The organism is Streptomyces sp. NPDC051452, assembly GCF_044454765.1.
Classification (GTDB): Bacteria; Actinomycetota; Actinomycetes; order Streptomycetales; family Streptomycetaceae; genus Streptomyces.
The window spans coordinates 188958-215241 of record NZ_JBITEB010000001.1; the positions used below are offsets into that span (position 1 = coordinate 188958).

Annotated in this window: 23 protein-coding genes, 2 pseudogenes and 2 riboswitches; of the genes and pseudogenes, 17 read left to right on the forward strand and 8 right to left on the reverse strand. The window is 71.5% G+C overall.

The features are described 5' to 3' along the window. Positions 1–15 precede the first annotated feature (15 nt). Positions 16–1407, forward strand: coding sequence for an APC family permease (locus ACIBA9_RS00825; RefSeq protein WP_399359214.1), 1392 nt, complete (start codon positions 16–18; stop codon positions 1405–1407). 60 nt (positions 1408–1467) lie between these two features. Here ACIBA9_RS00825 and ACIBA9_RS00830 read toward each other — a convergent pair whose 3' ends face one another. Next, entirely contained in the window at positions 1468–1911 is a 444-nt protein-coding gene (locus ACIBA9_RS00830; protein WP_399359215.1) for a septal ring lytic transglycosylase RlpA family protein, read from the reverse strand. Positions 1912–2308: 397 nt separating this feature from the next. On the opposite strand from ACIBA9_RS00830, the gene ACIBA9_RS00835 reads away from it, so the two are divergent. Next, entirely contained in the window at positions 2309–3667 is a 1359-nt protein-coding gene (locus ACIBA9_RS00835; protein ID WP_399359216.1) for a beta-1,3-glucanase family protein, read from the forward strand. Between the two features lie 110 nt (positions 3668–3777). On the opposite strand, the gene ACIBA9_RS00840 is transcribed toward ACIBA9_RS00835, so the two are convergent. After that, the gene (locus ACIBA9_RS00840; RefSeq protein ID WP_399359217.1) at positions 3778–5469 is read right to left on the reverse strand and encodes an acetolactate synthase large subunit; all 1692 of its coding nucleotides are present in this window, start codon (positions 5467–5469) and stop codon (positions 3778–3780) included. A gap of 176 nt (positions 5470–5645) precedes the next feature. Between ACIBA9_RS00840 and ACIBA9_RS00845 the strand changes: the two genes are divergently transcribed. Then, positions 5646–6383 (forward strand): flavodoxin family protein, encoded by a 738-nt coding sequence (locus ACIBA9_RS00845; protein ID WP_399359218.1) that lies wholly within the window; start codon positions 5646–5648, stop codon positions 6381–6383. 80 nt (positions 6384–6463) lie between these two features. Here ACIBA9_RS00845 and ACIBA9_RS00850 read toward each other — a convergent pair. Then, positions 6464–6574, reverse strand: a pseudogene (locus ACIBA9_RS00850) (hypothetical protein); the annotation flags it as partial. On the opposite strand from ACIBA9_RS00850, the pseudogene ACIBA9_RS00855 reads away from it, so the two are divergent. The 5 genes and pseudogenes from ACIBA9_RS00855 to ACIBA9_RS00875 form a co-directional block, all read left to right on the forward strand. Further along, a pseudogene (locus ACIBA9_RS00855) lies at positions 6564–6884 on the forward strand (short-chain fatty acyl-CoA regulator family protein); the annotation flags it as partial. The pseudogenes ACIBA9_RS00850 and ACIBA9_RS00855 overlap by 11 nt on opposite strands. Before the next feature lie 14 nt (positions 6885–6898). After that, positions 6899–7077, forward strand: a riboswitch (cobalamin riboswitch). Positions 7078–7131: 54 nt separating this feature from the next. Beyond that, positions 7132–8181 (forward strand): ABC transporter substrate-binding protein, encoded by a 1050-nt coding sequence (locus tag ACIBA9_RS00860; protein WP_399359219.1) that lies wholly within the window; start codon positions 7132–7134, stop codon positions 8179–8181. Further along, positions 8178–9191 (forward strand): iron chelate uptake ABC transporter family permease subunit, encoded by a 1014-nt coding sequence (locus ACIBA9_RS00865; RefSeq protein ID WP_399359220.1) that lies wholly within the window; start codon positions 8178–8180, stop codon positions 9189–9191. The genes ACIBA9_RS00860 and ACIBA9_RS00865 overlap by 4 nt, the downstream gene beginning before the upstream one ends. After that, the gene (locus ACIBA9_RS00870) at positions 9188–9997 is read left to right on the forward strand and encodes an ABC transporter ATP-binding protein (RefSeq protein WP_399359221.1); all 810 of its coding nucleotides are present in this window, start codon (positions 9188–9190) and stop codon (positions 9995–9997) included. Before ACIBA9_RS00865 ends, ACIBA9_RS00870 begins: the two co-directional genes overlap by 4 nt. Next, on the forward strand, positions 9990–10379 hold the full coding sequence (locus tag ACIBA9_RS00875) for a (2Fe-2S) ferredoxin domain-containing protein (RefSeq protein WP_399359222.1): 390 nt from the start codon (positions 9990–9992) through the stop codon (positions 10377–10379). The genes ACIBA9_RS00870 and ACIBA9_RS00875 overlap by 8 nt, the downstream gene beginning before the upstream one ends. Before the next feature lie 63 nt (positions 10380–10442). On the opposite strand, the gene ACIBA9_RS00880 is transcribed toward ACIBA9_RS00875, so the two are convergent. From ACIBA9_RS00880 to ACIBA9_RS00890, 3 genes are all read right to left on the reverse strand, one after another. Next, positions 10443–11483 (reverse strand): LLM class flavin-dependent oxidoreductase, encoded by a 1041-nt coding sequence (locus tag ACIBA9_RS00880; protein ID WP_399359223.1) that lies wholly within the window; start codon positions 11481–11483, stop codon positions 10443–10445. Positions 11484–11530: 47 nt separating this feature from the next. Then, positions 11531–12355: a DUF1684 domain-containing protein gene (locus tag ACIBA9_RS00885; protein ID WP_399359224.1), complete on the reverse strand. Its 825-nt coding sequence runs from the start codon at positions 12353–12355 to the stop codon at positions 11531–11533. Positions 12356–12551: 196 nt separating this feature from the next. Continuing rightward, positions 12552–12668: a putative leader peptide gene (locus tag ACIBA9_RS00890; RefSeq protein WP_399359225.1), complete on the reverse strand. Its 117-nt coding sequence runs from the start codon at positions 12666–12668 to the stop codon at positions 12552–12554. 35 nt (positions 12669–12703) lie between these two features. Next, positions 12704–12813: riboswitch (SAM riboswitch) on the reverse strand. 179 nt (positions 12814–12992) lie between these two features. Between ACIBA9_RS00890 and ACIBA9_RS00895 the strand changes: the two genes are divergently transcribed. The 4 genes from ACIBA9_RS00895 to ACIBA9_RS00910 all read left to right on the forward strand — a co-directional run bounded on the left by ACIBA9_RS00895 (position 12993) and on the right by ACIBA9_RS00910 (position 15482). Continuing rightward, positions 12993–13067 carry a putative leader peptide gene (locus ACIBA9_RS00895; protein WP_350839685.1) on the forward strand — a complete coding sequence of 25 codons (75 nt, stop codon included), beginning with the start codon at positions 12993–12995 and terminating at the stop codon, positions 13065–13067. Positions 13068–13122: 55 nt separating this feature from the next. Then, on the forward strand, positions 13123–14385 hold the full coding sequence (locus ACIBA9_RS00900; RefSeq protein ID WP_399359226.1) for a vanadium-dependent haloperoxidase: 1263 nt from the start codon (positions 13123–13125) through the stop codon (positions 14383–14385). 278 nt (positions 14386–14663) lie between these two features. Beyond that, positions 14664–15083, forward strand: a complete 420-nt coding sequence (gene panD / locus ACIBA9_RS00905; RefSeq protein ID WP_399359227.1) for an aspartate 1-decarboxylase — start codon at positions 14664–14666, stop codon at positions 15081–15083. Positions 15084–15137: 54 nt separating this feature from the next. Beyond that, positions 15138–15482 (forward strand): GNAT family N-acetyltransferase, encoded by a 345-nt coding sequence (locus ACIBA9_RS00910; RefSeq protein WP_399359228.1) that lies wholly within the window; start codon positions 15138–15140, stop codon positions 15480–15482. A 538-nt stretch (positions 15483–16020) separates the two neighbouring features. On the opposite strand, the gene gndA is transcribed toward ACIBA9_RS00910, so the two are convergent. Next, positions 16021–17460 carry an NADP-dependent phosphogluconate dehydrogenase gene (gene gndA / locus ACIBA9_RS00915; RefSeq protein ID WP_399359229.1) on the reverse strand — a complete coding sequence of 480 codons (1440 nt, stop codon included), beginning with the start codon at positions 17458–17460 and terminating at the stop codon, positions 16021–16023. A 271-nt stretch (positions 17461–17731) separates the two neighbouring features. On the opposite strand from gndA, the gene ACIBA9_RS00920 reads away from it, so the two are divergent. Next, positions 17732–18925: a transglycosylase family protein gene (locus ACIBA9_RS00920; RefSeq protein ID WP_399359230.1), complete on the forward strand. Its 1194-nt coding sequence runs from the start codon at positions 17732–17734 to the stop codon at positions 18923–18925. Here the strand turns inward: ACIBA9_RS00920 and ACIBA9_RS00925 are convergent. Further along, entirely contained in the window at positions 18915–20213 is a 1299-nt protein-coding gene (locus tag ACIBA9_RS00925; RefSeq protein ID WP_399359231.1) for a DMT family transporter, read from the reverse strand. The two genes, ACIBA9_RS00920 and ACIBA9_RS00925, sit on opposite strands and share 11 nt — an antisense overlap. Before the next feature lie 253 nt (positions 20214–20466). Here ACIBA9_RS00925 and ACIBA9_RS00930 point away from each other — a divergent pair, with 253 nt between their 5' ends. The 4 genes from ACIBA9_RS00930 to ACIBA9_RS00945 all read left to right on the forward strand — a co-directional run bounded on the left by ACIBA9_RS00930 (position 20467) and on the right by ACIBA9_RS00945 (position 26193). Beyond that, positions 20467–21240 carry a (2Fe-2S)-binding protein gene (locus ACIBA9_RS00930; RefSeq protein ID WP_399359233.1) on the forward strand — a complete coding sequence of 258 codons (774 nt, stop codon included), beginning with the start codon at positions 20467–20469 and terminating at the stop codon, positions 21238–21240. Positions 21241–21281: 41 nt separating this feature from the next. After that, positions 21282–22433: a glycogen synthase gene (gene glgA / locus ACIBA9_RS00935; RefSeq protein ID WP_399359235.1), complete on the forward strand. Its 1152-nt coding sequence runs from the start codon at positions 21282–21284 to the stop codon at positions 22431–22433. Positions 22434–22483: 50 nt separating this feature from the next. After that, complete coding sequence (glgC, locus tag ACIBA9_RS00940) at positions 22484–23704, forward strand: glucose-1-phosphate adenylyltransferase (RefSeq protein WP_399359236.1); 1221 nt, start codon at positions 22484–22486, stop codon at positions 23702–23704. Between the two features lie 167 nt (positions 23705–23871). Next, positions 23872–26193 carry a GH92 family glycosyl hydrolase gene (locus ACIBA9_RS00945; protein WP_399359237.1) on the forward strand — a complete coding sequence of 774 codons (2322 nt, stop codon included), beginning with the start codon at positions 23872–23874 and terminating at the stop codon, positions 26191–26193. The last annotated feature ends 91 nt before the right edge of the window (positions 26194–26284 follow it).

The window sequence follows — 26284 nt, forward strand, 5'->3', positions numbered from 1 at the left end:
CCCCGGAGCCCCTCCATGGCCAACGACGCCCCCGGCGCGCCCGCACTCGCGCGCACCCTCACCCTCAGAGCCGTCGTCCTGTTCGGTCTCGCCTACATGACCCCGCTGATCGTGCTGGGCACCTTCGGCGTGGTCGCCGCCGGTACCGGCGGCGCGGTCCCGACGGCGTACCTGCTCGCCTTGGTCGCGATGCTGTTCACGGCCCACAGCTACGGAAAGATGGCTGCCGCGTACCCCGTCGCCGGTTCGGCCTACACCTACGTCCGCAAGGCGATCGACGGGCGGCTCGGCTTCCTCGTCGGCTGGGCGACCCTGCTCGACTACTTCTTCCTCCCGATGGTTATCTGGCTGATCGGCGGCGCCTACCTCCAGGCGCGGTTCCCCGGTGTGCCGCACTGGATCTGGATCATCGGCTTCGTCGCCGTCACCACCGTGCTGAACATCCGGGGCATCAAGACCGCCGAGCGCGTCAACGACCTGCTCATGATCTTCCAGGTGCTGGTCATCGGCATCTTCGTGGTCCTCTCGGTGCGCCACGTCCTCCACACGGGCGGCGCCGGTGCGCTGGTGAGCGCCACACCCTTCGCCAACGGCGCGACGACCGCCGCCGGGATCTCGGCGGGTGCGGCCATCGCCGCGTACTCCTTCCTCGGCTTCGACGCGGTCACCACGCTGACGGAGGAGACGGTCGACCCGAAGCGCACCATGCCGCGTGCCATCCTGCTGACCGCGCTGATCGGCGGCGGCATCTTCGTCCTGGTCGCCTATACGACCCAGCTCGCCCATCCCGGCAGCGTCTTCCACGATCCCAGCTCCGCCGCTTTCGAGATCGCGAAGACCATCGGCGGCGACCTGTTCTCCTCGGTGTTCCTGGCCGGGCTCGTGGTCGCGCAGTTCGCCTCCGGCATCGCCGCGCAGGCGAGCACCTCACGCCTGCTGTACGCGATGGGCCGCGACGGCGCCCTGCCGCGTAAGGTCTTCGCCCGCCTCCACGAGCGCTACCGCACCCCCGCGCTCAACATCCTGCTGACCGGCGCGGTCGGCCTGATCGCCCTGCGCCTGGACGTCGCCGCCTCGACGTCCTTCATCAACTTCGGCGCGTTCACCGCTTTCACCTTCGTCAACGTCTCCGTGCTGGCCACGTATGTGCGGCGCCGCCGCGCCGGTGAGGTCCTGAACCCCCTGTCGTACGTCCTCGCCCCCGCGATCGGCGCGCTCGTCGACCTCTACCTGCTGTACCACCTCGACGGCAGGGCGCTCACCCTGGGCCTGATCTGGCTCGGCCTGGGAGTGGCGTACCTGGCGTATCTGACCCGGATGTTCCGCATCCCGCCGCCGGAGATGTCGTTCACGGAGACCGCACCGGAGGACGTCCAGGACACCGCGCCTCTGCAGAGCACGAAGTGAGGCCCGATCGGCGGTACGGATCGCCGCCGGGGCCGATGCCGAGGGCGGTGAACGGCGCTCTCAGTTCAGAACCCGCTGCGTGACGACGATGTGACCGGCGTCAGGGTCGAGGCTTCCCCCGAGCCGCGCGAAGGCTCCATCGGTCAGGTCGAGGCACTTGGGTTCCTGGGGCGTCTGGACGAAGGTGCCCCGGTCGTTGACGCGTACGACCAGTGACCTGCCGTTGGCGACATTGCCGACCTGAACGCGGGTGCCGAACGGCAGCTGAGGCCGGCGGCCGAGGGAAGTCGCGGCGGTGTCGGCGTTGTTGTCGAAGAGTTCCCCGTCGGCGGTGAGCGCGCCAGGCGGCTGGGGCCCGTAGTGCGTGGCCCAGCACTGGTCGCCCGCCTGCCGGGGTGCGGCCAGTGCGGTGGAGGCCGTCGGAAGACAGGCCGAGAGCGCGAGCGCGGCCACGACGAGGCCGCACCGTGACGCGGTGAAACGAGTGGGGGAGTGTCCGGCCATGGGTGACGATCACAGCCTTTCGGGAGCCTCGGGAACTTCGGGAGCAACGTGACTCGGAGGCGACACGACTTCGCGCCAACTGCGCTGGAAGTACGGCGAGTTCATGAAGCCTGGTCGGCGGGAACCTAGAAGGTCCGCACCAAACGCGTCAAGGTGTGAACGGTGAAGAGGGCTTGTGATCGGCCAATCGAACGGGTCCCGAAGAGATCGCGCGGCGCTGTCGCGTGACTCCGTCGTCGCGGAGGCGGGCATGCCGTTCCCGTCGCTCCTGAACTCCATTGGTTTCGCGTTCAGTTGTTGACGCCGGGCGGAGGCGGCAGTACAAACCCCGAGAGCGCTCTCACGCCTGCTGTTCCTCCAGCCCCACGCCCGCCCCACCCGGCATCCGGAGACCCCCATGCAGACTTCCTTCAATGCGCTCACGCGCAGACCGGCAGCCCACGTGGCACGCTCCCGCACGGCTCTGGTCCTGGTCGTCGCTATGCTCGCGGCCTGCTTCCTCGCCCTGACACCGTCGCCCGCACGGGCCGCCGACCAGTTGCTCTCCCAAGGGCGGCCCGCCACCGCGTCCTCCACCGAGAACGTGTCCTTCCCCGCGACCGCAGCTGTAGACGGCAATCCCGGCACCCGCTGGTCCTCGGCCTTCGCCGATCCCCAATGGCTCCAGGTGGACCTCGGATCCGTCCAGCAGATCACCCGGGTCACCCTCACCTGGGAGGCGGCCTACGCCAAGTCCTACCAGATACAGACCTCCACCGACGGGGCCAACTGGACGACGGTCTACTCCACCACCAGCGCCACGGGCGGTACCCAGAATCCGGCCGTCACCGGCAGCGGCCGATACGTGCGCCTCTACGGGACCGCGCGGGCCACCCAATACGGCTACTCCCTCTGGGAGTTCCAGGTCTACGGCCCCGGCGGCGGCACCACTCCGCCGGACGACTTCTGGGGCGGCACCAGCGACATCCCGCCCGCTCGGAACGCCGTAGAGGTGAAGATCCTCAACCGCACCAACGGCAAGTACCCGGACAGCCAGGTCTACTGGAGCTTCAACGGCCAGACGCACTCCATCGCCGAACAGCCCTACCTCGACATGCCGGCGAACTCCGCGGGCCGCATGTACTTCTACCTGGGCTCGCCCAACGGCCCCTACTACGACTTCATCGAGTTCACCGTCGGCGACAACGTCTTCAACGGCAACACCACACGCGTCGACGCCTTCGGCCTCAAGCTCGCCATGCGGCTGCACGCCAAGGACGGCTACGACGTCGAGGTCGGCGAGAACCGGCAGACCTTCGCCGAGGACCGCGCCACCACCTTCCAGCGCTTCACCGACGCGGTCCCGCCCGAGTTCAAGGTACTGGCCCAGACCCAGGCCCCGTATCGCATCATCGCCCCCGGCAGTGACCCGAGCTTCCGCGCGGGCGGGGCCAACGCCGGCTACTTCACCTCCTACGCCCAGTCCGTCGGCGTGAACGCGGCCACGTCCGACATCTTCGGCTGCGCCGCCTCCCTGGCCGGCAACCCGGACATGTGCGCGGCCCTCAACCGTCACGTGGCCACGCTGCCCGCCTCCCAGCAGGGCGACCCGAGCCAGTACTACAAGGCGGCGCCGGCCAACTACTACGCCAGGTTCTGGCACGACAACGCCATCAACCACCTCGCCTACGGCTTCCCCTACGACGACGTGGCGGGTCAGTCCTCATTCATCTCCCACGGCAACCCGCAGTGGCTGCTGGTCGCCGTCGGCTGGTAAGAGCCGAGGACCGCCGAGGGTTGACCGCGCGGGGCCGGCACACCGGAAGGTGTCGCCGGCCCCGCGGAGCCCGTGTCCGACATGTGGTGTCGAGAACCTGGGCCGGCGGGTCAGAACGGTCCGCCGAGGCTGCCGAGCCGGTCGGTCAGGCGCAGGTTCTCGGTGTAGTCGACGGGGCAGGCGATCACGGAGACTCCTTCGTCGTCGAGGGCACGGCGCAGCACGGGCAGCAGCTGGTCGGCGGACTCGACCCGGTAGCCGTGCGCTCCGAAGCTTTCGGCGTAGGCGACCAGGTCCGGGTTGGTGAACCGGGTGTGGCTGTGGCGGCCCAGTTCGAGTTCCATCTTCCAGGTGATCAGTCCGTATTCCTCGTCCACCAGGACGAGGACGACCAGGGGGATGCGTTCACGGACGGCGGTCTCGAGTTCCTGGGAATTCATCAGAAAGGAACCGTCGCCCATCATGGCCAGGACGCGCCGGTCGGGCCGGGCCAGTTTGGCGGCGATGGCACCCGGCAGTGCGAAGCCCATGGTGGACAGACCGTTGGAGACCAGGCAGGTGTCCGGTTCGTAGGTGGGGTAGAGGCGGGACATCCACATCTTGCCCGCTCCGGTGTCGGCGAGCACGATGTCGTGACGGTCCAGGGCGGTCCGGACATCGCTCACCACACGCTGGGGCACCAGCGGGAACGCGTCGTTGTCACGTCCGTAGGCGAGTTCGTCGTCGAGCAGCGTACGGATCTTCACGCTGCTTTCCGAGTCGTAGGTGAACCCTTCGGGCAGTGCCGAGGCGAGTGCGTCCAGCGCCTGTGACAGGTCACCCTCGATGCCCACCGCGACCGGGTAATGTGCGTCCACCTCGGAAGGGAAGCGGTGCACGTGCACGATGCGCTTGTCGCCGTCGGGGTTGATCTTGGCGGGATCGAACTCCTGGATCTCGTAGCCGACGCAGATGACCACGTCGGCGGTGTCGAAGCCGAAGTTGCCGTAATCGTGACGCATGAAGCCGACCGCGCCGAGGGCGTTCGGGTGGTCGTCGGGGAAGACGCCCTTGCCGTGGAAGGTGGTCGCCACCGGGACGTTCAACCGCTCGGCGAACCGTACGAGAGCGGCCGAGGCCTGGGCCCTCGTGGCGCCATGGCCGGCCAGCACGACAGGACGCCGAGCCGTCGTGAGCACTTCGACCGCCCGCGCGATCTGCGTGAGTGACGGCGCGTCGGCGTGCACGGTGTCGATCTGCAGAGGTGCCAGCCGCCCCTCAGGCCGCTCCGCTTCGATGTCCTCGGGCACGGCCAGGAACACGGCCCCGGGGCGCTCGCTCTGCGCGATCTTGAAAGCCTTGCGCGTCATCTCCGGCACCGCGTCAGGACACTCCACGCGGGCCGCCCACTGGGTGACGGGGGCGAACATCGACACCAGGTCGATGACCTGATGTGACTCCTTGTGGGTGCGGCGCAGCGAGCCCTGGGCGGCAAGGGCCACCATCGGTGCGCTGTTGGTCATGGCATCGGCGGTGCCGAGCAGCAGGTTGATCGCGCCGGGACCCAGCGTGGCCGAACACACCCCGGCCCGGCCGGTCAGCCGTCCGTAGATCTCCGCCATGAACGAGGCGGCCTGCTCGTGGCGCACCAGGACGTACCGGATTCCGGAGCCGCTCAGAGCGTCGACGAAGCGGATGTTCTCCTCGCCGGGGATCCCGAAGACGTACTCGACGCCTTCGGCTCGCAGACAGCGCACCAGCAGATGTGCGACGTCGTCCGATGCTGCCGTGTTCCGCGACTCGGTCGCGCCTTCGGTGCTCATGAGGCGAACGTAGGTACACCCGCGTGCCCGGGCCACTCGTCCGCCGCCGACCGGGGTGTGGACCTCCGTGGCCGTTTGGAGGCGTTGTGGTGGCGGCCTCCGCGGTCGGACCGCACGCTGGCCAAGTGGGAACGAGCCGCCACACACAGAGCGGCGGCAGAATCCGGGAGGCCCTTGTGACCACTTCGTCGCCCGACACCGACGTGCCGCCGGCCCGGTACGACGACCTGCGGGCCTTGGTGATCAACTGCACCCTCAAACGCTCACCGGAAACGAGCAACACCCAGGGACTCATCGACCGCAGCACCGCCATCATGGACGCACAGGGCGTGCACGTCGACGTCGTACGGGCGGTGGACCACGACATCGCGACCGGTGTGTGGCCCGACATGAGGGAACACGGCTGGGAGAGGGACGCCTGGCCGGACCTCTACCAGCAGGTCCTGGCGGCCGACATCCTGGTGCTGGCCGGCCCCATCTGGCTGGGCGACAACAGCTCCGTGACGAAGCAGGTGATCGAACGACTCTACGCCTGCTCCAGCCTCCTGAACGACGCCGGTCAGTACGCCTATTACGGCCGCGTCGGCGGTTGCCTGATCACCGGCAACGAGGACGGCGTCAAGCACTGCGCCATGAACGTCCTCTACAGCCTTCAGCACCTGGGATACACCATCCCTCCCCAGGCGGACGCCGGATGGATCGGGGAGGCGGGCCCGGGCCCCTCGTACCTCGATCCGGGATCGGGCGGCCCGGAGAACGACTTCACCAACCGCAACACCACCTTCATGACCTGGAACCTGCTGCACCTGGCCCGGGCGCTGAAGGACCTGGGCGGCATCCCCGCCTACGGCAACCAGCGCGCCGCGTGGGACGCCGGATGCCGCCGGGACTTCGAGAACCCCGAACACCGGTGACGTGACGCCGGGGAAAGCCGGCGGCCGGCCGTCGGCCCCGCCCAGCCGGTCCAGCGCCGGACACCGGGCCCCAAGGGGCAGGCCCGTAGCGGCAGCGTCTCGCGCAGGGCCGGCTCGTCGCGGACGAAGGACCAGGCGAGCATGGTTACCGGGCCGGTGAGCGCGCCTTTGACCGGGCGTGAGGTCGCCGAGATGCCCGACGGACAGCGCTACCCGTGGACGGCCCGCGCGATCACCCGGCACCGCGGAGACTGGGGCGAGCCTGGCAAGACGTTCGCCATCGGCCTGGGCCGCGAGATCCGCCACGCCCACCGCCTCGTCTACGCCGACGGCCTGGACCTCACCGACCCTTCCGACGCCACCCCCATCGGCATGGGCTGCCGCGTCTGTGAACGCCTCGACCGCCCCCAGCGGAGCGCACCGCCCCTCGGCCGGCCGCTGCGGATCGACCAGAACACCAGCACGTTCGTGCCGTACCCCGTGACCGAACGCACGATCTGACCGTACGACGGACTTGATAGCCTCAGCGGGCCAGTCGAGCCACATCCGAGGCCAGGGAATCCGGTGCGAACCCGGAACTGACGCGCAGCGGTGAGGGGGACGGGCGGGGCACGCAACGCCACTGGGAGACCGGGAAGGCGTCCCGTCCGGACGAACCCGAGTCCGAAGACCTGCTGGCACCTCCGCGCTTCGGCGTGGAGGGACGTCCGTAGGCCAGGCTCCGCGTACGAGCCCCGACCCCAGAGGCATGCCCGTGCTCCGCACCCCCGCCCTTGTCCGCACTCCGGCGTTTCTCCTCGCGTCTTCCCTGCTGCTCACCGCCTGCGGCTCCTCCGATGCCGACGACGCGAAGCCGGCGAGGACCGCTGCCGCCGGATACCCGGTGACCCTCGACAACTGCGGCCGGAAGGTCACCCTGACAGCGGCGCCGAAGCGGGCCGTGTCCCTCAACCAGGGCACCACCGAGATCCTGCTCTCCCTCGGCCTCGCCGACCGCATGGCCGGTACGGCCACTTGGACCGACCCGGTGATGAAGGGCCTTGCGAAGGCGAACACGTCCGTGCCGCGCCTCGCCGACAACGCGCCCTCCTTCGAGAAGGTCCTGGACGCCGAACCCGACCTCGTCACCGCCTCGTTCGTCTCCACCCTGGGCAAGGGCGGGGTCGCCACCCGCGCGCAGTTCGAGAAGCTGGGCGTGCCCACGTATGTCTCGCCGTCCGACTGCTCGGGCAAGGACAACGACAGTGGCGGCGACGGATCGCGCGGCGAGCCGTTCACCCTCGATGCCGTGTACGGCGAGATACGTGACCTGGCACGGGCGTTCGGCGTGGAGGCGCGGGGCGAGAAGCTGGTCGCATCCCTGAAGAAGCGGGTCGGCACGGCCACCGCCGGGCTCGACGCCACCGACGTCTCGCTCATGTACTGGTTCGCCAACTCCCAGTCGCCCTACCTCGCCGGCTGCTGCGGCGCACCGGGCGCCATCACCCGTGCGGTCGGCGCGAAGAACGTCTTCGCCGACACCCACGACGAATGGCCCCAGATCAGCTGGGAGACGGTCGCCGACCGCGACCCCGATGTGATCGTGCTCGGCGACCTGACCCGCAAGCAGCAGACCGCGGAGACCGCCGCAGCCAAGATCCGCTTCCTGGAGACCAACCCCGCCACCCGCAACCTGACCGCCGTGCGGAAGAAGCGGTACGTCCTGCTGAGCGGACAAGCGATGAACCCGTCCATCCGCACCATCGAGGGGATCGAGGAGGTCGCAGCCGGTCTGCGCGACTTCGGGCTCGCCAAGTGAGCGTGCGCGCTTGGCTGTTGACGGGCAGCGGAGTCGCCGCGCTGCTCGCGTCGATCGCCGTGGCTGTGACGATCGGTCCCGCCGACATCTCCACGGGAGACGTCTGGGCGTCCGTCGCGGCCCATCTCGGCCTCGGCGAAGCCACGTTGGCGCCGCTGCGGGACGGCATCGTGTGGAACCTGCGGATGCCGCGCACGCTGCTCGCCGCCGTGTGCGGTGCCGGGCTCGCCGTGTGCGGGGCGGTGATGCAGTCCCTGCTGCGCAATCCGCTCGCCGACCCCTTCGTGCTCGGCGTGTCCTCCGGCGCGTCCACGGGAGCGGTCGCCGTGGTCGTGCTGGGCGTGGGTGGCGGCGTGATCTCCCTGTCGGCGGGCGCCTTCCTCGGCGCGCTGCTCTCCTTCGCCCTGGTGCTGTTGCTCAGCCACACCCTCGGCGGCGGCACCGACCGGGTCGTGCTGTCGGGAGTGGCGATCATGCAGCTGTTCTCCGCGCTGACCTCGTTCACCGTCCTGACCTCCGCGGACGCCGAGACCACCCGGGGCGTCCTGTTCTGGCTGCTCGGCTCGCTCACCGGGGCCGACTGGGGGCAGGTACTGCTCTGCGCGGTCGTCCTGGCCGTGGTCCTCGTCGCCTGCCTCGGGTACGCCCGTACGCTCGACGCGTTCGCCTTCGGTGAGGAGGCAGCCGCCGGACTCGGAGTCCACGTCGCCCGTACCCGCCTGGTCCTCCTGTCCGTGACCGCACTGCTCACGGCCGTCCTGGTCAGCTGCGCCGGCGCGATCGGCTTCGTCGGCCTGGTCCTCCCCCACGCCACCCGCGTCCTCACCGGCTCCGGCCACGCCCGCCTGCTGCCGGTCACCGCGCTGACCGGGGCCGTCTTCCTGGTGTGGGTGGACACCCTCGCCCGTACGGTCCTCGACCCCCAGGAGGTCCCGGTGGGCGTGGTGACGTCCCTCATCGGCGTGCCGGCGTTCCTGGCCGTGCTCTACCGCGGACGGAGAAGGACATGACCAGCCTGCACGCGGACCGCGTCGTACGACGCCTCGGCGACAAGGTCGTCGTCGACGGCGTCACCCTCACTCTGAGCCACGGCGAGACCGTCGGCCTCCTCGGCCCCAACGGCTCGGGAAAGTCGACGCTGTTGAGGCTGCTGGCCGGAGTCCTCGCCCCCACCGTCGGCGTCGTCACCCTGGACGGACGTCCCCTTACCGATCTCGGCCGCCGTGCCACCGCCCGCCGAATCGCCACGGTGGAGCAGCACGCCGACACCCAGACCGAACTGACCGTTCACGACGTCGTCACCCTCGGCCGCATCCCGCACCGCCGCGCCTGGACACCGGCCACGGCGGCCGACGCCGAGGCCGTCGCCGAAGCCCTGGCCCGCACCGGCCTGACCGACCGGGCCGGCCAGTCCTGGCACACCCTCTCCGGCGGCGAACGCCAGCGCACCCAGATCGCCCGTGCGCTCGCCCAGGCACCCCGCGAACTCCTCCTCGACGAACCCACCAACCACCTCGACGTCCAGCACCAGCTCGACCTGCTGGCACTCGTCGCGAGCCTGCCGGTCACCACGGTGATCGCCCTGCACGACCTGAACCTCGCCGCGATGTACTGCGACCGCCTGCTCGTCCTGCGCGAGGGACGCGCCGTCGCGGAGGGCACTCCGGCCGAGGTCCTGACGCCCACCCTCATCGAGCAGGTCTACGGCGTCCGTGCCGAGGTCACCCACGACCCCGGCTACCCGGTGATCCGCTTTCTGCGCCCGGCCGCCTGGTACGTATATCCCCCGAACAGGAGTGTGGCGAGCGATGCCTGAACAGCGTCCTGAAGCAGCCGGCAGGGAGTTCACATCCGCCGAGCCGACACCGTGCCGCGTCGTCGTGTGCCGGGACTGCTGCTGCGGAACCCCGAAAGTCACGGGTGTGGATCACGACCGGCAACTCGCGCGCCTTGCCGAGGAGGTACCTGTACGGGTCTCCGACTGCCTCGACGTCTGCGAGCACGCGAATGTGATCGTCGTCCAGCCCTCCGCAGCCGCACGTGCCACCGGCGCGCGCCCGGTCTGGCTCGGACTCGTCAACGACCCGGACGCCACCGAGGACGTCGTCGGCTGGGTGAAGGCGGGTGGCCCCGGAGTCGCCCCATGCCCCGACATCCTCGACCTCTACGTCTTCACCGCGCCCCGCAGGGCGCGATGAGTACGAGTGCGGCCGGACGGCTCCCGGGTGTCCGGCCGCGCGGCGACTCCCGCCCCTCGGGGCTCATCGGCCCGCCTCGTGCAGCACCGCGGAGTCGGGCCGCCAGCCCAGCTCGGGCGCGATCGAGTGCCGTACGTCGTGCAGGATCTGCTCGTAGTCGGCCCGTTCGAACTCGTACGGCAGCTCCAGGCGCAGCTCCGAGACGGCCGCGACGACGGGATCAGCGGTCAGCTGCTCCAGGATCTGGTCCGCGGTTCCCACCACGTCCGGGGCGAACAGGGTCCGCTTCGGGCCCTGCGGCGCCAGGGTGCGTGCGTGCCGACCGGCCGCGTACGCACGGTAGCGGGCCCGGGTCGTCGCGTCCGCGCTGTCGAACGGCACGATCACCCGTCCCAACGCCACCCGTGGCGAGCGGTCGCTGATGATCAACCGCCGGTGTTCGGAGAGCAGGGCGAGCTGCGCCGTGGTGAAGTCGTCGGTGCCCTCGCCCGTCACGATGTTGCCGCTGAGCAGGTTCAGGCCGTGCTCGGCGGCCCAGCGGATCGAGCGCAGACTTCCCCCGCCGTACCAGACCCGGTCCACCAGGCCGGGGTCGTGCGGCTGCAGGCGCGGCCGCTGGGTGTTGCCGGGCGACCGGATGACCGTGTCGGGGCCGCCGAGATAGTCGCCGCGCAGGTGGTCGATGACACGGGCGATCCTGCCGTACGACAGGTCGAAGTCGTGCCAGTCCCCGTCGTGGACCAGGTCGCCGAGGAGTTCGGCGTGCGGCATGCCGGTGCTGAAGCCGACCTGCAGGCGGCCGCGGGACAGTACGTCGGCGAGCGCCAGGTCCTCGGCGAGGCGGAACGGGTTCTCGTACCCGATCGGGATGACCGCGGTCCCCAGTTCCACCCGCTTGGTGCGCTGGCCGGCGGCGGCGAGGAACACCGCGGCCGAGCCGACACCGTGTTCGAGATGGCGTTGCCGGATCCAGGCACCGTCGAAGCCGAGTCGTTCGCCGTACTCGAACAGCTGCAGGGTTTCCTCCAGGCCGGTGTACGGGTCGTCATCGGCGAAGTTTCCCGGGGTGAGAAAGGCCAGCGAGCTGATCGTGGGGTTGCCCATGCGGTGTCCGCCCTCTTCGACGTGGTCTTCTCGGTGGCGCAAGGCATTCAGGAGCCGCTTCGCTCACGTGGGATCTTCTGCCCGGCCTCGATCGCCACGGGCAGCCGGTTCTCGGCCGGCGGTAGCGGGCAGGTGGCCAGATCGGTGTAGGCGCACGGCAGGTTCGCCGCCCGGTTGAAGTCCAGGACGACCGTGCCGTCGGCGGCGGGCGGGGGGCAGACGATGGCCCGGTTGGCGGCGTAGGTGGTGACCCCGGACGTCGCGTCGGTGAACAGCACCAGCAGACTGCCCGGGCTGTGTCCGGGGAACGCGGTGAGGATCAGGGGCCGTCCGTCCAGTTCGAACTCGACCCGGCCCGGCGCGTCGTACACGTGCTCGAGGCCCTCGACCGCCGCGCCCACGGTCGTCGGTCGTGGCTCGTCGAAGGCCGTGTAGCGGCCGGTCACCGCCCAGCGTGGATGCGGGGCATAGGCGGGCGTGCCGGTGAAGGCGGTACGCAAGGGGTTGTCCGGGTGCCGGGGACGGACGATGTCGTGTCCGCCGCGCTTGGCCACCTCGATCACAGCGTCGCCCCAGAGCGCGTTGACTCCGCCGCGCTCCGGGAGCACCCCGAAGCGGTGCTCGCCGCGGACGGGGGCGCCGTCCACGACCAGTTCCTCACCGTCGTCGAGGTTGACGACGACCCCGTCGGCCCCGGTCGACCAGGCGCCCGGAGCGTCCGGGATACGCTGCGGCTCCTCACCCAGCCAGTGCCGCCCGGTGATCGCGAGGAACCCGTGCGGGGCGGCGAGTCCTGCCTCCTGCCTGGTGTGCCATTCCTGCCAGTCGTGGGTGAAGGCGGACAGGTCTGCGGTGGTGTCACGAACGGTCATGCGGGCTCCCTCGCTCGCATCGGCTTGGTGCGGCCGTGGCATGGCGGCCGCGGGGATCACCGCGAACAGCTCGCGGATGTCGGCGTGCCGGGGGTGGGTGAAAACGAAAGCCCTCGTGGGGACGAGGCGGGAACGACGGAAGAGCGCCGCGGGCGTCGAGCAGCGCTGAACGTCTCAGACAGCCGACGGGACGCAGTCAGCCATGACACAGACAGCTGGTGATGCGCTGCAGATCGATGTGGCGTCGGCGGGAAAAGCGAGAGAAAGTCACCGCACACACGAGGGAGGGGACGGGGACGCTGCTGTACCGCACGCTCGCCCCTCCGTGTCCCAGGCCGCTGCCACGGCGCCACGCGTTTGCCGGATCGGCGACCCGGCCGGGCTTTCACCTGGAGCACCCCACCGCGTCGGAGGGTTGCCGGTCAGCAAGCCAGGGCTTGACGCTGACACTCGATGCCGCTTGAAAAGCTACCTATCGCCGCCGTAGCCCGTCAATGTCGCAAGACGAGCCGTCGCTTCGTCTCGAAAGGTATTCGGGTAACGGGCGTATGGCGGGGACGCGAAGCCGTCATTGCAATGTCAGGCGGACAACCTCCTTTTGTTGACCGGGAGTTGGGGCCTGGATAGCGTCCCCGGCATGCCGATCTCCCTGCGGTTCACTCGGCGGCGCGCCGTTGATCTGCTGCGTGTCGCCGCCGCGCTGTGTAGCTGACCCTCACCCGCGCCCCGGTCAACAGCAGTCACCGCATATCCGCGAGGGAGTACCCGTGCATCCGCTCACCACCCGCCGCTCCGCCCTGAGGGCGCTGGGCTCGGCCGCCCTGCTGGCCGCCTCCGGCACCGTCCCGTCCGCCACGGCTGCCGTGGCGGACGAACGGACGTCGCGCCCGTCCGTGGCCCTCGACTGGTACGACCTGACGGCCGACACCATCGCGGCCGCCGGCGCCGCCACCCAGATCACCAACAACCGTACCTGGGCCATCGGTTGGCTCGCTGCGGCCCGAGCTACCCGCGAGGTGCCGCCCGGCGTCGACCGGAGGGACTTCCAGGACGCGGCCCTGGCGTCCGCCGTACACGATGCCTTGTCGGCTCTGGTCCCGTCCCGCACCCAGGAACTGGATGCCGCGTTGCGAACCACTCTGGACCGCGTCCCGGACGGGCCGGCCAAGTCGAAGGGGGTGGCGGCCGGTGCGCGCCAGGCACGGCTGGTCCTCGCTTCCCGCGAGGGCGACGGTCTCGACCCGGCCTCGGTCAACGCGCCCTTCACCGTGCCGCCCGCGGCTCCCGGCGTGTGGCAGCCGACGCCGCCCGCCTACGCCCCCGCCGCACAGTACGGCAACCGGCTCGCGAGACCCTTCCTGCTGGACGGCCCCGACCAGTACCGGCTGCCCGCACCGCCCGCCCTGGACTCCGCGCGCTATCGTGCCGACCTGGCCGAGGTACGGGCGTACGGGGCCGTGGACAGCACCGTGCGCTCAGCGCTGCAGACCGAGACCGCCACCTTCTGGCTGGGCTCCTCACTGATGCTGTACACCGAGCCGCTGAGGGTCGCCCTCGCCCGGTCGCCACGCTTCGTCCCCGCACGGGCCGCGCTGGTGGCGCTGTTCCACATCGCCCTGGTGGACACGCAGATCGCCACCTCCGACACCAAGTACGCGTACCTGCGCTGGCGCCCCGTCACGGCCATCCGCGCCGGCGCGATCGACCCGGACCCCGACTGGACGCCGCTGCACGTCACGCCGGCCCACCCCGACTACCCCAGCGGCCACAACACCTACTCGGGCGCGGCGGAAACGATCCTCACGGGGCTCACCGGGCCGCGGACCGCACCGTTCGAGCTGACCAGTCCCACCGCCCCCGGAGTGACGCGCACTTACACGGCCTGGAGTCAGCTGTCCCGGGACAACGAGGACGCCCGCGTCTACTCCGGCATCCACACCCGCTCGGCCGACGTGAGCGGCCTCGCCCTCGGCAAGCGGGTGGCGGGGCACGCGCTGCGCAACGCGGAACGTCTATTCGGCGTGTCTTGAACGATTCGGGATGCGGCCACCCGGCGGCCCCGTCCCGAACCTGGTTACTCGAGCACGGCGGCCGCCTCCCGCAGTGCTCGCCGACGCGGATGCCGCTTGCCATGACGCTCCACCGGAGGCCGAGCCCTCTACGTCGACGCTGACGTGACACAGATCTCGATGCGCCTCCGGTAGACGGTCCATACGTCGGAAGCGCGTTGGTGGCGGGCCGCTGTAAGGTGAGAGAACAGCCCTTGACCTGCACAAAGCAGGCAGGGAGCGAATTCCGGGAGTGCTGAATGCTTCGCACCATGTTCAAGTCCAAGATCCACCGCGCCACCGTCACCCAGGCCGACCTGCACTATGTGGGATCGGTGACCATCGACGCGGATCTGCTCGACGCCGCCGACCTGTTGCCGGGCGAGCTCGTGCACATCGTCGACATCACCAACGGCGCCAGGCTGGAGACGTACGTCATCGAGGGTGAGCGCGGATCCGGGGTGATCGGGATCAACGGGGCCGCCGCCCACCTCGTGCACCCCGGAGATCTGGTGATCATCATCAGTTACGCTCAGGTCGACGACGCCGAGGCACGGAACCTGCGGCCACGGGTCGTGCACGTCGACGCCGGCAACCGGATCGTGTCCCTCGGCGCCGACCCCTCCGAGCCGGTCCCCGGCTCCGACCAGCAACGCAGCCCGCAGGCCGTGCGGGCCTGACCAGCGGGGCTGGACCAGAAGCGGTACCGGAACCAGGACCAGGAGCGTGTGTCCATGAGCGAGATCGAGATCCGCGACAACCGGGCTGCGGGCCGTCTGGAGGCCGTCGACGCCGGTGAAGTCGTCGGCCGCATCGAGTACTTCGTCCTGGAGTCGCCGGCGCGCGCCCTGGTCCCGGTCCACACGATCGTGGAGCCGGCCCACGAGGGCAAGGGCATCGCCGGCTCCCTGGCCCGGGAGCTGTACGCCCTCGCCGAGCGTGAGGGCGTCCCGGTGGCTCCGCTCTGTCCGTACGTCGTCAAGTGGGCCGAACGCCACCCGGACGTGGCGCCGGCGGCCGACCCGCGGCTGATCGCGGCCGCGGAGGACTGGCTGCGGGCCCACCCGGACCGGTTCTGACCGAGCGACGAGTGAGGCGTGCCGCGCCCGGACCCTCGATCGGTCGAGGCGCGCTCGGCACGTGCTGCCGTCGGGTGAGTGCGGGAGCGGCCGTCGGGTAGGCGGGGGAGTAGTCCAGTGGCGACGATCACCGACTGCCCGGAGGACAACGATGACGATCCCGCACCCCGACCCCGCCCCGCCGGGACCCGGCCCCACTCCGCCGGATCCGTACCCGAGCCCCGTACCGCCCCCGCAGCCCGGCCCGGAGCCAAGCCCGCCGGGCCCCGGCCCCGGCCCCACGCCGCCGGCACCGGGCCCCGACCCGACGCCGCCCCCGGCACCACCGGCCCCCGGTCCGCCGGAGCCCTCGCCCTCACCGGTCCCGCCCGGACCGGAACCGGTGCCCAATCCCGAGCCGGGTCCACCCCTCACCTGAGAACTGAGACCCCACACCCGGCACCACACGGCGGGGGCGCGGACGGCCCGGCGGAACAGCCGCCGCACGCTCGCCCGCGCCCGCGCGCCTCGCGCCTTCCTCAGGCACCCGGTGCCCGGGTCAGGCCGGTACCTCCGACCGGTCGCCGCCCCACAGCGTGTGGAACGCGCCGTCCCGGTCCACCCGGCGATAGGTGTGCGCGCCGAAGAAGTCCCGCTGCCCCTGCGTGAGCGCCGCCGGCAGCCGTTCCGCGCGCAGCGCGTCGTAGTACGCCAGCGCCGCCGCGAAGCCCGGCGTCGGCACGCCCTGCCGCGTCGCCGCGATCAGCACCTCGCGCCAGTCGTCCTGCGCCCCGGCGATCTCCCGCGCGAACGTCTCGTCCGACAGCAGGCTCGGCAGGTCGGGGCGGGCGTCGTACGCGGCGCGGATGCGGTCCAGGAACGCCGCCCGGATGATGCAGCCGCCGCGCCAGATCGAGGAGACGGCACCGAGGTCGATGTCCCAGCCGTACTCCTCGCTGCCCGCCGCGAGCTCGTGGAAGCCCTGCGTGTACGACACGATCTTGGACGCGTACAGCGCCTGCTCCACCCGGTCCGCGAAGGCCGCCGCCTCCGACTCGCTCAGCGCGGACGGCGTCGGGCCTGCCAGCCCGCGCGAGGCCTCGCGCAGCGCCGCGTGGCCGGACAGGGAGCGCGCGAAGACCGCCTCGGCGATACCGGACACCGGTACGCCCAGGTCCAGGGCGATCTGCACCGTCCAGCGGCCGGTGCCCTTCTGCTCGGCCTGGTCGACGACGACGTCCACGAACGGCTTACCGGTCGCCTGGTCCACATGGGAGAGCACCTCGGCGGTGATCTCGATCAGGTAGGAGTCCAGCCGGCCCGTGTTCCAGGTGCGGAAGATCTCCGCGATCTGCGCGGGGGAGTACCCGGCCACGTCGCGCAGCAGCTGGTACGCCTCGCCGATCAGCTGCATGTCGGCGTACTCGATGCCGTTGTGGACCATCTTCACGAAGTGCCCGGCGCCGTCGGGGCCGCAGTGCGTGACACAGGGGGCGCCGTCCGACGCCTTCGCGGAGATCTTCTCCAGCATCGGCCCCAGGGAGGCGTACGACTCCTTCGAGCCTCCCGGCATGATGCTCGGCCCGTGCAGCGCGCCCTCCTCGCCGCCGGAGATACCGGTCCCGACGAAGTGGATGCCGCGCTCGCGCAGCTCCCGCTCCCGGCGCCGGGTGTCCGCGAAGTGCGCGTTGCCGCCGTCGATGATCATGTCGCCCGGTTCCAGCAGCGGCGCGAACTCCTCGATCACCGCGTCCGTCGGGTCACCCGCCTTGACCATGACGACGAGCCGGCGCGGACGCTCCAGCGCGGCCACGAAGTCCTCGGCCGACTCGGCCGCGATGAAGTCGCCCTCCTGCCCGAACTCCTCCACCAGCGCCTTCGTCCGCGAGACCGTACGGTTGTGCACGGCGACCGTGTAGCCGTTGCGGGCGAAGTTGCGGGCGAGGTTGCGGCCCATGACCGCGAGTCCCGTGACGCCGATCTGCGCTGAAGTGCTCATACCGCCTGCTCCCTAGCTGCCTCGTGACTACGGCTCCGTCAGTACGGGCCCTCGCCCATCCTGACGTGCCGCTTCGGCGAGCGCACATCCGACCCGCCAGCCTTGATTACGCGGCGGGAGCGCCTTGAGCCTCAGTCTTCGGCGATCCCGCGCAAGGAGCGTCCGTTACCGGCCACTTGACGCGGACGCAAGGCCGAATTGTCGTCTTGTCATGGCCTGTTCGCCGCGCTTACTTTTGCCCCTCCTGACGCATGTCGAGGGGAAGTCGGACATGGCCGTACGCGGCCGGCACCGCCGGTACCAGCCGAACAGGATCAACCGCGCCTCGCTCACGGTCACGGCGGGTGGTGCCGGACTCGCCCTCCCACTGGTCGCCGCCGGCAGCGCCGACGCCGCCGACGCGGCCACCTGGAACAAGGTCGCCGCCTGCGAATCCAGCGGCAACTGGGCCATCAACACCGGCAACGGCTACTACGGCGGGCTGCAGTTCACCCAGTCCACCTGGGAGGCGTACGGCGGCGCCCGGTACGCGCCGCGCGCTGACCTGGCGAGCCGGGGCCAGCAGATCGCCGTCGCCGAGAAGGTGCTCGGCGGACAGGGGCCGCGAGCCTGGCCGGTGTGCTCGGTGCAGGCCGGGCTGACGCGGGGCGACGCCGAACCCGGTGCGCACCCCGACGACGCCGCCACGCACCCCGCGAAGAGCGGCACGCGCACCCGTGCCGCGCAGGCCGCCCCGGCGCAGGACGTGCGACCGCAGACCACCCCGCAGTCCCGCGCGGGCCGGGCCGAGATGTACACGGTGGTGCACGGCGACACCCTCTCCGGCATCGCCGACGGCCACCGGGTCCGGGGCGGCTGGCGCGGGCTGTACGCCGGGAACCGGGCGACGATCGGCGCCGATCCCGACCTGATCCTGCCGGGCCAGCGCCTCGACCTGCGCACCTCCGGCGCCGCGCCGGGCAACACCCACACCACGACCGGAACACCGAAGAAGTCGCCCTCGAAGAGGAAGACCCCCGCGGAGAGGAAGACCGCCCCGCGGCACCCTTCACCCACCGGCCACTCGCTCGTCGCGCCGGTGACCGCGCCCATCGGCACCGGCTACCACGTGGCCGGCTCGCACTGGTCGAAGGGCTACCACACGGGCATCGACTTCCTCGTGCCCACCGGCACCTCCGTGCGGGCGGCCGAGACCGGGCAGGTGGTCTCGGCGGGCTGGGGCGGCTCCTACGGCTACCAGGTGGTGCTCCGTCACGCCGACGGCCACTACACGCAGTACGCGCATCTGTCGGCCATCTCCGTGCGGGTCGGCCAGAGCGTCGGCACGGGCCAGCGCCTCGGCCGCTCCGGTGCCACCGGCAACGTCACGGGCCCGCATCTGCACTTCGAGGTGCGGACCGGACCCGGCTTCGGCTCGGACATCGACCCGCTCGCCTATCTGCGGGCCGGCGGCGTCAGGATGTGACACACGGCCGGTGCCGGTCCCGGTCGGGCACCGGCACATGAAGGCCGAGGGGAAACACCGTACCCGGCACGGGAAGCACGAGGCCGGCATGGTCGGCGTACCGCACGCCGCCCTCGCCCGCCTCGGCGCCGTCCGGGCGCGGTGCGAGCGGCGCGCCGGGAACGGGCCCGGTGGCCGGCTCCCGAAGGGCTGCTTCGCCGTGGCCGTCGTCTGCCGAGGCCGGCTCCGGGCGATTCGCTCCGCCCGTCTCGTCGGCGTCCGCCGCCGGTCGCTGCTGCGGCACGGTACGGAGTGTGCCCGCCGGGGCGGTCGGCTCGGACGCGGCGGCGGAACCGGAATCGGGTGAGGCGGCGGTGGACGCGGACCCGGGCGCGGTGGGAGTCCCCCCGCCCGTGGCGTTCCCCGCGCCCGCCGGAGCCCGGGTCCCCGCGTGGCCCGCCGTGCCCGCGGCTGTCGGTGTGCCCTCCATCCGCTCGGTCGTCAGCATGATCAGGCCCCCCGCCGCCACCACACCGCAGCTCAGGGCGAGTACGGTGCCCGTGCTGCCGTACCGGAACGTCTCGCCGAACATCACGATGCCTGCCGCGGCGGCCAGCACCGGATTGACCACCGTGAGCGTGGCCAGCGGGGCGGCGAGCCCACCGCCCCGGTAGGAGGCCTGCGACAGCAGCACCCCGGCGGCGGCGAACAGGGCGATCACCGCGAGGGAGGGCAGCTCGCCGAGGCCGATGCCCAGGGTCCAGTCGACGGCGACGGTCTTGGTGAACACCGAGGACATGCCGAAGGCGGTGCCGGAGGCGGTGGCGAGCAGCACGCTGCGCACCACCGGGTGCCGGTGCGCGGCCCGGGCCGCGCACATCAGCGCCACGACCGCGCCACCGGTGACGAGTCCGGCCGCCACCCGCTGGGCGCCGTCCAGGGAGTGCGCGGCGAAGGAGCCGACCAGGGACAGCAGTACGGCCAGCCCGACCGTCGCCATCAGGGCGCCGCGCCAGGCGGTCGGCCCGGCCTTGCGGCCGACGAACAGCGCCGCCATCGGCAGCGCGAAGACTATGGTCAGGGCGCCGAGCGGCTGGACGAGACTGAGCGGGCCGTAGGCCAGCGCCACCGCGTGCAGCACACCACCGAGGCCGTTGAGCGCCAACGCGCCCCACCAACTCGGCCGGCGCAGCGGCAGGTAGGCGCTGTCGGGGGAGGACACCGCCACCTGCTCCTGCACGATCGCTCCGCCCGCGTAGGCGAGGGCGGAGACGAACGACAGGAGCACGGACACCGCGAGGGCGCTCATCGGCGTCTCCCTCGCGGGGGGCGGGGCCCCCGGCCCTGCGGACGGCAGGGGCCCGGGGCCCGGCGCGGCGGGCGGTCGGCTTCCATGCCCGACACTCTGCCCGCCCGCGGGCTTTCCGTCGTCGTCCCTGAGCACACAATGCGTCCTACTGCCGATGGAGTACACCGGCGGTGCGATCATCCCTGAGAGGGGTGCTGCCCCCGGGCCGACCCGGATTTCCGGCCCGCGGACCGGCCTGGTACAGATGCTGCCCGTGGACCTCGACCCCGGCCTCACCGCACTCCGCCCGCTCGGCGGCTTCTTCGTCCTGCGCACCCGCCCAACCGCGGCCCCGACTCCGGCCGGGGTGGCCGCCGCGCCGGATCCCGCGGATCTGCCGAGCCTCGCGGACGCCCACCGGCCCGCCCCGGCCGGCGCCCGCCGCGACCCGCTGGCCCTGCGCGTCGAGACGGTCGCGGGCCGGCTCGGCACCGCGGAGCCGAGGGTCGCCGCCTCCGTCGCGCATCAAGGGCTGGCCGCCCGGCTGTGGTCGGTGGCCCTCGGCTGCGCGGTGCTGTACGGCCGGCTGCCGGACCTCGACCCCCGCCTGCTGCGCTGGGACCCCTCGGCCTCCGCCCCCGACGACCTGTGGCTCGCCGAGGGGCGTCCGCTGCCCGGCGACGCGGCCGGCCTCGCCGACACGGTGCTGCACGGCCACCTGGAACCCCTGGGGGCCGCCGTGCGGGCGCGTTACGGCGTCGCGGCGGGTCTGCTGTGGGGCAACGCCGGGTCGGCGCTGGCCGGCGCGGCCCGCGAACTGGACCGCTGGGGGCGCGCGAACGGCCGCACCGACGCGGCGGACCGGGCCCGCGCCCTCACCGACGACCTCTTCGCCCACCCCCTGCTGCGCTCCACCGGCATCCGTGCCGGAGCCGTCTTCCGCCGCCGCAGTTGCTGTCTGTACTACCGGGTCCCGGGCGGCGGGGTCTGCGGCGACTGCTGCTTCGTCCGGCCGCCGGGCTCTTCCCCGCACGGCGTATCTGGGTGACCATGAAGGCGAATCTTCCGCCGTGACGAGGGAGTTGTCGGGTGCGAGTGGGACTGCTGACCCGGGAGTACCCCCCGGACGTGTACGGCGGCGCGGGTGTCCATGTGGAGTTCCTGGCGCGGGAGTTGTCCGCCCTGGTCGATCTGGAGGTGCACAGCTGGGGGGAGGGGCGCGCCGCCGGTGTCGTCCGCCACCGGCCCTGGGCCGTTCTCGACGGTTCCAACGACGCGCTGCGCACCTTCTCCGTGGACCTGTCCATCGCCGCCGCCCTCAAGGGCCGCGAACTCGTCCACTCCCACACCTGGTACGCCAATCTCGCGGGTCATCTCGCCAAGCTGCTCTACGGCGTCCCGCACGTGGTGACCGCCCACTCGCTGGAGCCGCTGCGGCCCTGGAAGGCGGAGCAACTCGGCGGCGGATACGCGCTGTCCGGCTGGGCGGAGCGCACCGCGATCGAGGCCGCCGACGCGGTGATCGCCGTCTCCGGAGCCATGCGCGAGGACGTCCTCGCCTGCTATCCGGCTCTCGACGCGGCCCGGGTGCACGTCGTGCACAACGGCATCGACACCCACCTGTACCGGCCGGATCACGGCACCGACGCCCTCGTCCGGCACGGCATCGACCCGGGCCGCCCCTACGTCCTGTTCGTCGGCCGGATCACCCGCCAGAAGGGCGTCCCCCATCTCCTGCGCGCCGTACGGGAGATCGACCCCGGTGCCCAGGTGGTCCTGTGCGCGGGCGCCCCGGACACCCCGGAGACCGAACGCGAGTTCCGCGCGCTCTTCGAGGAGTTGTGCCGGGTCCGCAAGGGTGCGGTCTGGATCCCGCAGATGCTGCCGCGCCCCGAGGTGATCCAACTGCTCACGCACGCGGCCGTCTTCGCCTGTCCGTCGGTGTACGAGCCGCTCGGCATCGTCAACCTGGAGGCGATGGCCTGCGGCACGGCCGTCGTCGCGTCCCGGGTGGGCGGTATCCCCGAGGTGGTCGACGACGGCCGTACCGGCCTGCTGGTCGACGTGGACGACGACTTCGAAGGGCGGCTGGCGCGGGCCCTGGACACCGTTCTCGCGGACCCCGGGCAGGCCCGGCGGATGGGGGAGGCCGGACGGGAGCGCGCGGTGGGCGAGTTCGGCTGGGACGCGGTGGCCCGACGCACGGCCGGGCTGTACGAGAAGATCGTCGAACAGGCTTAGTCCGGCCCGCGCGGGGCATCCATGGTTCATCCAGGGTGAGGGGAGCGGCGATGCGTCGTGGAGGGCCTTCGGTTCTCGGGATCGTGCTGGCGGGCGGGGAGGGCAAGCGTCTGATGCCGCTCACCGCGGACCGGGCGAAACCCGCGGTCACCTTCGGCGGCACGTACCGCCTGGTCGACTTCGTCCTTTCCAACCTGGTCAACGCCGACATCCTGCGGATCTGTGTGCTGACCCAGTACAAGTCCCATTCGCTGGACCGGCACATCACCACCACCTGGCGGATGTCCAGCCTGCTCGGCAACTACGTCACCCCGGTCCCGGCCCAGCAGCGGCTCGGCCCGCGCTGGTACCTGGGCAGCGCCGACGCGATCCTGCAGTCCCTGAACCTGATCCACGACGAACAGCCGGACTACGTGGCCGTGTTCGGCGCCGACCACGTGTACCGCATGGACCCGCGGCAGATGCTCCGGCAGCACATCGAGGGCGGCGCGGGCGTGACGGTGGCCGGCATCCGGGTGCCGCGCTCGGAGTCCTCCTCCTTCGGGGTGATCACACCCGGCCGGGACGGCCGTTCCGTCGAGCGCTTCCTGGAGAAGCCGGCCGACCCGCCCGGACTGGCCGACGACCCCGAGCGGGTGTTCGCCTCGATGGGCAACTACCTCTTCACCACCAAGGCCCTGATCGAGGCGTTGCAACGGGACGCCGAGGACAGCCAGTCCGCGCACGACATGGGCGGTTCGATCCTGCCCCAGCTCACCGCGCGCGGCGAGGCGCAGCTGTACGACTTCAGCGACAGCCACGTCCCCGGCGAGACCACCCGCGACCAGGGTTACTGGCGGGACGTCGGCACCCTGGACGCCTACTACGAGGCACACATGGACCTGATCGCCGAGCGCCCCGCGTTCAACCTCTACAACCGCCAGTGGCCCATCTACACCCACTCGGGCCAGCTCTCCCCGGCCCGCTTCAGCGCGGGCGGCATCGCGAGCGAGTCCATCATCAGCGCGGGCTGCCTGATCCGCGGTCAGGTCACCCGGTCCGTGCTGTCGCCGGGTGTACGGGTGGACCCGGGCGCGGTCGTACAGGGTTCGGTGCTGCACGACAACGTGCGCGTCGGCCGGGGCGCGGTGGTCAGGGGTGCCGTGCTGGACAAGAACGTCGAGGTGCCGCCCGGTGCCACGATCGGCGTCAACCCGGACCGCGACGCGGAGCTGTACACCGTCTCCAAGAGCGGGGTCATCGCCCTGGGCAAGGGCCAGCGGGTGCCGTAGGAGGCGCCGGAGACGCCGCGGGGGGCGCCCCGGTGGGGCCGTCGGGCCGCCGCCGGACCGCCCCGCGGCACGACGCGTTTCGCGAAAACGTCGTGGGATGCCCGGGTTTACGTCGTTCGCCCCTCAGGATGCAGGCAACGATGTCGAACCTGCGGAGGTCATCCGAGATGAGAGGGACCCGGCGCACGCGGCTGTGCCTGGCCGGGGTGATGACGGCGTCCGCGCTGATCGCCACCCCCGCCGTGGCGGCCGCCGAGCGGACCGACGGCCACCTCACCGACCTGGTCAACCCCTTCATCGGGAGCCAGAACGAGGGCAACACCTTTCCCGGCGCGGCCGTGCCCTTCGGTATGGTGCAGCTTTCCCCGGACACCGGGCACAGCACGGGCTACGACTACACGCAGGACCGTGTGCGCGGCTTCTCCCTGGTCCACCTCTCTGGCGTCGGCTGCCGCATCGGCGGTGACCTGCCCGCACTGCCCACCACCGGCGACGTCACGCGGACGGACTACGCCCAGTACGCGGCCGCCTTCTCCCACGAGGACGAGGAGGCGAGCCCCGGCTACTACCGGGTGGGCCTCGCCTCCGGCATCCGTGCCGAGCTGACCGCGACCCGGCGCACCGGCGTGCAGCGCTACACCTTCCCCGCCACCCGCAAGGCCAACGTCCTGCTGAACGCGGCCCAGTCACTGCACAAGGCGGCCGGCAGCACCGTGGAGATCCTCGACGACCGCACCGTACGCACCGAGATCACCGGCCACGGTTTCTGCCGGGACACCGGCCCCTACACGGTCTACACGATCACCCGCTTCAGCCGGCCCTTCACCGCCTACGGCACCTGGGACGGCTCGACCGTCACCCCGGGCTCCCGGAGCGGACACGGCGGCGCCTATCTGCGCTTCGACACCACCGAGGACCGGACCGTGGAGGCGACCACCGCCCTGTCGTACGTCGACGCACGCGGCGCCGCCGGCAATCTGCGCGCCGAGGGTGGCCGGTCCTTCGACGCCGTGCGGCAGGGGGCGCGTAAGGAGTGGGAGCGCCGGCTCGCCGACGTGAGCGTCCAGGGCGGCACGCCCACGCTGCGGCGCACCTTCTACTCCTCGCTTTACCGGTCGTTCCTCGCGCCCAACGTCGGCAGCGACGCGGACGGCCGCTACACCGGCTGGGACCGCCGCACCCATCGCGCCGACGGCTTCACGTACTACCAGAACTGGTCGCTGTGGGACACCTACCGCACCCAGGTCCAGCTCCTCGCGCTGCTCGCGCCGCGCGAGGCACGGGACATGGCCCGGTCGGTGGTGGCGATCGACGAGGACGGCGGCTGGCTGCCCAAGTGGGGCTACGGCCCGGTCGAGACGAACATCATGAGCGGCGACCCGGTCACCCCGTTCCTGACCACCGCCTACCACATGGGCCTGCTCAAGGGGTTCGAGGAGCGCGCCTACCGCGCGCTGCGGAAGAACGCCGACGGCGTGCCGCCCGCCGGGTACCCGGGCGTCGGCCGGGAGGCCAACGCCGAGTATCTGGCCCAGGGTTTTGCGCCCTACGTCGCGGGCCGGCCCTACGCCAAGATGGGCGACTCCGACTACCACCACGGCGCCTCCGTCACCCTGGAGTACGCGCTCGCCGACGCCATGCTCGCCCAGATGGCCCGCGGCCTGGGCCACGAGCGCGACGCCGCCCGTTATGCCGCCCGGTCGCGCAACTACCGGAACATCTTCGACCCCGCCACCGGCTTCTTCCGCGCCCGTGACGCCTCCGGCGCCTTCGTCGGCTCGCCCGACCCGGCCCGGGGCACCGGCTTCCACGAGGGCACCGCCTGGCAGTACCAGTGGCTCGTCCCGCAGGACCTGCCCGGCGTGGTCGGCCTGATCGGGGGCAAGCGCGCGGCCAACGCCCGGCTGGACTCCTTCTTCGCCTACGACCGGCTGCTCGCCGACCCGGCGCGCACCGCCCGCGAGGTGTGGGTGCACGGCGACCCGTACGCGTACTACAACGCGGCCGTGTACAACCCGCAGAACGAGCCCGACCTGACCGCCCCGTACACCTATCTGGCCACCGGCCAGCCCTGGAAGACCACGGACGTGGTGCACGCGGCACTGACCCTGTTCACCGACGGTCCCACCGGCATGACCGGCAACGACGACCTCGGCACGATGTCCGCCTGGAACGTGCTGTCGTCCATCGGTCTGTTCCCGATCCAGCCCGGCTACGACACCTGGGGGCTGTCCACCCCGGTCTTCGACCGCGTCCGCCTCACCCTCGACCGGCGCTACTGGCCGAACGGCGAGCTGACGGTGACCGCGCCCGGCACCTCCGCCGACGCCCGGTACATCCAGGCCGTCCACACCGACGGCAGGCCGCACGGCCGGACCTATCTGACGACCGGCGGGCTGCGCACCCTGCGCTCGCTCGCGTTCACGGTCGGCCCGCGCCCGTCTGAGTGGGGTACGGCACCGGGGGCGGAGCAGCCGGTACTGAGATGACCTGGCCCGTCCCCCCGCTCCCGCCCCGGCCCGGGGCGGGGACGTAATCCGCTGTTAACTGTCCGTAGCCTGATTGTACTTGACCGTAATC